The following is a 4718-nucleotide window of genomic DNA, read 5'->3' as shown; positions in this document are numbered from 1 at the left end:
CCGCCGTAGTAGCGCTTGCCCGGATAGCCTTCGGCATATTTGTTCGTCAGGACCGAGCCCTGGGCCTCGAGCACCGCCTTCGAGACGATGTTTTCCGATGCGATCAGCTCGATCTCGTCGCGCTGCCGGCCCAGTTCCTGACGGATCGCCTTCGCGATCTCGGGGTCGCTGCTGGCCAGATCATCGGTGAAAAAACCGGATTCGCGGGTGGGGGCGTTCATCAGTCTCGCGTCCTTTGCATGGCTGAGGGGCGGCGGGAATGGCGCTGTCTTATCGCATGGCCAGACCTGCGGAAAGTGTCAAAACGACCGCGCGCGGACCCGCTGCGACCTGCGCTGCGGGGCTTGTCAACGGCTCGGCCGCGGCCGATGCTGCGCCCGCACGAGGGGACGGAACGCGGATGACGCCACGAATTCATTTCACCGCCAGCCAGGCCGGGCCGGCCCAGGCGGCACTGGCGACGCTGGGCGCGCGCTATGGCGACGCACCGCTGGAGCGGGCGCAGGTGGTGGTGGCGCTTGGCGGCGACGGCTTCATGTTGCAGACCCTTCACGCCACCGAGGGCCGCGACCTGCCCGTCTATGGCATGAACCGCGGCACGGTCGGCTTCCTGATGAACGGATTCGCCGAAGAGGGTCTGCCCGAACGGCTGGCGGCGGCCGAGGAAACCGTCATCAACCCGCTGCACATGCGCGCCACTTGCGCCGACGGATCGATCCACGAGGCGCTGGCCATCAATGAGATCAGCCTGCTGCGCGAGGGTCCGCAGGCGGCGAAGCTGCGGATTCACGTCGATGGCAAGATGCGGATGGAGGAACTGGTCTGCGACGGCGCGCTGCTGGCGACGCCGGCGGGTTCCACCGCCTACAATTACTCGGCCCACGGCCCGATCCTGCCCATCGATTCCGAGGTTCTGGCGCTGACCGCCATCGCCCCCTTCCGTCCCCGCCGCTGGCGCGGCGCGCTGCTGCCCAAGACAGCGCGAATCGCGATCGAGGTTCTCAGCCCCGAACGCCGCCCGGTCATGGCAGACGCCGATTCACGATCGGTCCGTCACGTCGTCTGGGTCCAGATCCGCAGCGCCGCAGAGATCCGGCACCGGGTTCTGTTCGACAGCGGTCACGGACTGGAGGAACGCCTGATCCGCGAGCAGTTCGTCTGACGGCAAGGGCCGGGCGGGCTATCCGGCCTGTCGCAGGGCGGCGGTCAGCGCCGCGAGGTCGCCCCTGTTCTGCGCCAGCATCGCGGACATTTCGGACCGTTCGCTGGCCAGCATGTTCACGCCCTCGATGATGATGTTGAAAAAGCGGATGCCGCCGCCCTTGTCCGAGACGTGCCATTCCACCTCCATCGGCGCGCGGCCGTTGAGATAGGCAGTCGAGCGGACCGCGAAATAGCTTTTCAGCGGGCGTGCCGCCCCCACCTCGACCCGGCCGCCGACGAATTCGCGAAACCGCTTGCCGTATTTTCGGCCCATATAGCCCTGGAAAGCCTGCTCGTAGGCGGCGTATTGCGCCGGGCCGGCCTGACGCGCGGCAGGGCCCAGCACGGTGCGGGCGATGATGTCCACATCGGCGCGGCGCGCGAAGATCGCCTCGAACTGGCGATACAATTGCGCCGGCGGCTGGCCGCTGTTGATGACGGCATAGACCTCGGACACGGTCTTCTGGATCATCGCCTGGGCGGCGTCGGCACTCAGCGCCAGCGCCGGACGCAGCGGAATCAGCGCCGCGCCACCCGCGATCAGCGCCAGGACGTTGCGTCGGTCAGGGCGCATAGGGGTCGATGAAACCTGCATCCGCGCCGGCCGCCGCCTGGCTGTCGTCATAGGGGTCAATGGTCGCCTCCTGTTGTCCGATCTCGTAGCGGCGATGCATCAGGTAGATCAGCCGCGTCTGCGCATAGCTATCAGCACTGCCTTGCAATACGCTATCCACCGTGTCTCCGAAACGGGCCCGCTCACCGGCTTTTGAGCCGAGGCGCAGCCCGAAGCCCAGCGCAAGTTCGTCCCGGTTCAGCACCTGGCCCAGCGGGTCGATCAGCGCATCGACCAGCTTGCCCGCCGTGTCGCGCTGCGTCGAGGGGCCAAGGACCGGCAATTCCAGATACGCGCCCTCGGGAACGCCCCAGACGGCCAGCGTCTCGCCAAAGTCGGTGTCGCGTTCGGGCAGGTTGAAATCGCGGCCGGCGGGGTCGAAAAGGCCCAGGATCCCCAGGGTGGAATTGACCGAGAACCGGAAGGTGTTCTGCACGGCCGGGCCGGGTCGCCCCTGAAGCAGCTGATTCAAGACCTTGCCCGGCAGCGACAGGTTCGAGCCCATGTTGATGACCAGATCGACGGGCTTGGCGCGGCCCGCGCCGGCCGGATCCCCGGCGCCCGAGGACGCCAGCCTCGCCACAGGCCCGACCACGCGCGCATCCAGCGCCTTGTTGAAATCATGGACCCGGCGGTTCTGCGCCTCGTAGGGGTCGTTGATCACGATTCCGTCCTGGATCCGGGGCGAGGCGGCGCATCCGGCCAGCGCGACCGCCGCGATCAGGGCGATACCGGCGTTCTGAAAGAGGGTCATCGGGCGCAAATGGATTTCTAACCTTCTTGTTTTACGGCATAAGGGGCCGTCCGGGGATGACAGGAACCATCCAGTTCGGATAATCGTGCCGCGAGCCTGCGGCAAGCCGCCCGGTTCCGATGGCAGCAGTTCCGAACGTGAAGGACGGCAGATCAATGAGCAAGCCGCCATATCCCCTTTCCGGCAGCAAGGAGCTGCGCAAGGCCAGATCGGCGGGTTTCCCGCTGTTTCTTGCCGTCGCGCTGTTCTCGGCCGTGGTGAACCTGTTGATGCTGACCGGACCGCTGTTCATGTTGCAGGTCTATGACCGGGTGCTGGCCTCGCGCTCGGTCGAGACGCTGACGGCGCTTTTCGTGCTGGTCGTGTTCCTGTTTCTGCTGATGGGCGTGGTCGATCTGGCCCGCAACCGCGTGACCCAGCGGATCGCCGCGCGCTTTCAGGACCGGATGGAAGGTCGCGTCTTTACCGCCGCCCTGCGCGAGGGCGCCATCACCGGCGACGAATCGGCCGCCGCTGCCAGCGGCATGCGCGATCTGGATTCGGTGCAGCGATTCATCGGTTCGCCGGTGCTGCTGGCGATGTTCGATCTGCCGTGGGCGCCGCTGTTTCTGGCCGCTGTCTTCATGTTCCATCCGCTGCTGGGGGCGGTGGCGACGATCGGCGGGCTGATCCTGATTGTCTCGACCATCGCCAACCGGATCATGACCAAGGCCCCGTTGCAGCAGTCGAACGCCTCGTCGACGCAGGCGCAGCGGATGGCCGATCTCTATCGCGACGAGGGCGAGGTGATCGGCGCCCTGGGGATGCGCGGCGCCACCTTTGCGCGCTGGCGCAAGGCCCGCGAAGAGGCGCAGGTGCAGTCGGTGCGCGGGGCCGACCGGGCCTCGGGTTTCACCGTGTTTTCGCGCAGCTTCCGGCTGTTTCTGCAAAGCGCGATGCTGGCGACCGGCGCGCTTCTGGTGCTGCGCCAGGAGGTGACGCCGGGCGCGATGATCGCCAGTTCGATCATGATGGGCCGGGCGCTGGCCCCGATCGAGCAACTGGTCGGCGGCTGGGCGCTGTTCCAGGCGGCGCAGGACGGATGGGACCGGCTGTCGCGGCTGCTGACCCGGCAGCCGCCGCAGGTCGAACACACCCCCCTGCCCCGCCCCGAGGCGCATATCGACGTCCGGCAATTGTCCGTCGCCCCGCCGGGCCAGAACATCGCGACGATCCGCGGCGTCAGTTTCGAGATCCGGCCCGGTCAGGCGCTTGGCGTGATCGGCCCGTCCGGCGCCGGCAAGACCACGCTGGCGCGGGCGCTGATCGGATCGTGGCCGGTCGGCGCCGGCTCGGTCCGGCTGGGCGGCGCGACGCTGGACCAGTATGATCCCGACGTTCTGGGCAACCTGATCGGCTATCTGCCGCAGCAGGTGACGCTGTTCGACGGCACCATCGCCGAGAACATCGCCCGCCTGTCGCCCGAACCCGACCCCGCCCGCGTGGTCCGGGCTGCGCAGGCGGCGGCGGCGCATCAGATGATCCTCGATCTGCCGCAGGGTTATGATACCCGGATCAGCCAAAGCTCGGGACGGCTTTCGGGGGGCCAGATCCAGCGGATCGGCCTTGCCCGCGCCCTGTATCCCGATCCGGTGCTGCTGGTTCTGGACGAACCGAACTCCAATCTCGACAATCAGGGATCCGAGGCGCTGAATGCGGCGATTCGCAGGGTCAAGGCGCAGAACGGCGCGGTCGTGATCATGGCGCACCGGCCCGCCGCGATCAACGAATGCGAACTGCTGATGGTAATGGAACAGGGCGTCCGCCGTGCCTTCGGGCCGCGCGACAAGGTGTTGCAGGAGATGGTGCAGAACTCGGCCCAGATCAGGAAGGCGCAGGAATCCGGCCGCGTCGGAGGTGTGTCATGAGCGACGAGAACGGCGACGACGACCGCGAGGATCGCGAGAACGGCAGGCAGAAGCCGCTGCTTCTGACGCCCGATCAGCCAGCGCCTTCGCCCGATCCGGGCAAGGACAGTGACGAGGACGAAGGCCGGCGGAAAGAAGGCCGGCGGGACGAAGACAGGCCCGAAACCGCCGCGGATCAGGCCGGGCCGCGCCAAGGCAGCGGATATTCGCTGGCCGGGATCGGAATCGGCGTCGGCGCCCA

5 protein-coding genes and 1 pseudogene are annotated in these 4718 nt (G+C 67.4%); 3 read left to right on the top strand and 3 right to left on the bottom strand.

Annotated features, from left to right (window positions below):
- Window positions 1-221: pseudogene (gene glyA, locus B4A72_RS01395) on the bottom strand (serine hydroxymethyltransferase); the annotation flags it as partial.
- A gap of 179 nt (window positions 222-400) precedes the next feature.
- On the opposite strand from glyA, the gene B4A72_RS01390 reads away from it, so the two are divergent.
- Window positions 401-1162, top strand: a complete 762-nt coding sequence (locus tag B4A72_RS01390; RefSeq protein ID WP_292954503.1) for an NAD kinase — start codon at window positions 401-403, stop codon at window positions 1160-1162.
- Window positions 1163-1180: 18 nt separating this feature from the next.
- On the opposite strand, the gene B4A72_RS01385 is transcribed toward B4A72_RS01390, so the two are convergent.
- Both B4A72_RS01385 and B4A72_RS01380 read right to left on the bottom strand, forming a co-directional pair.
- Window positions 1181-1777: an MlaC/ttg2D family ABC transporter substrate-binding protein gene (locus B4A72_RS01385; protein WP_292954506.1), complete on the bottom strand. Its 597-nt coding sequence runs from the start codon at window positions 1775-1777 to the stop codon at window positions 1181-1183.
- A complete protein-coding gene (locus tag B4A72_RS01380) occupies window positions 1767-2570 on the bottom strand; it encodes an MlaA family lipoprotein (RefSeq protein ID WP_292954509.1) in 804 nt (267 codons plus the stop codon). The genes B4A72_RS01385 and B4A72_RS01380 overlap by 11 nt, the downstream gene beginning before the upstream one ends.
- Before the next feature lie 155 nt (window positions 2571-2725).
- Here B4A72_RS01380 and B4A72_RS01375 point away from each other — a divergent pair, with 155 nt between their 5' ends.
- Window positions 2726-4477, top strand: coding sequence for a type I secretion system permease/ATPase (locus tag B4A72_RS01375; RefSeq protein ID WP_292954512.1), 1752 nt, complete (start codon window positions 2726-2728; stop codon window positions 4475-4477).
- Window positions 4474-4718: hypothetical protein (locus tag B4A72_RS01370; RefSeq protein WP_292977986.1), on the top strand; the 245-nt coding region annotated here is incomplete at its 3' end. The genes B4A72_RS01375 and B4A72_RS01370, both read left to right, overlap by 4 nt.

Source organism: Paracoccus sp. UBA5162, assembly GCF_002413585.1.
Classification (GTDB): Bacteria; Pseudomonadota; Alphaproteobacteria; order Rhodobacterales; family Rhodobacteraceae; genus Paracoccus.
The sequence above is the reverse complement of the archived record's forward strand: the minus strand, read 5'-3'. Positions and strand labels throughout refer to the sequence as shown.

Bases quoted from the DNA above. Each gene is read 5' to 3' on its own strand.
- B4A72_RS01385 (WP_292954506.1), bottom strand. From the start codon at position 1,777: ATGCGCCCTGACCGACGCAACGTCCTGGCGCTGATCGCGGGTGGCGCG.
- B4A72_RS01390 (WP_292954503.1), top strand. From the start codon at position 401: ATGACGCCACGAATTCATTTCACCGCCAGCCAGGCCGGGCCGGCCCAG.
- B4A72_RS01380 (WP_292954509.1), bottom strand. From the start codon at position 2,570: ATGACCCTCTTTCAGAACGCCGGTATCGCCCTGATCGCGGCGGTCGCG.
- B4A72_RS01375 (WP_292954512.1), top strand. From the start codon at position 2,726: ATGAGCAAGCCGCCATATCCCCTTTCCGGCAGCAAGGAGCTGCGCAAG.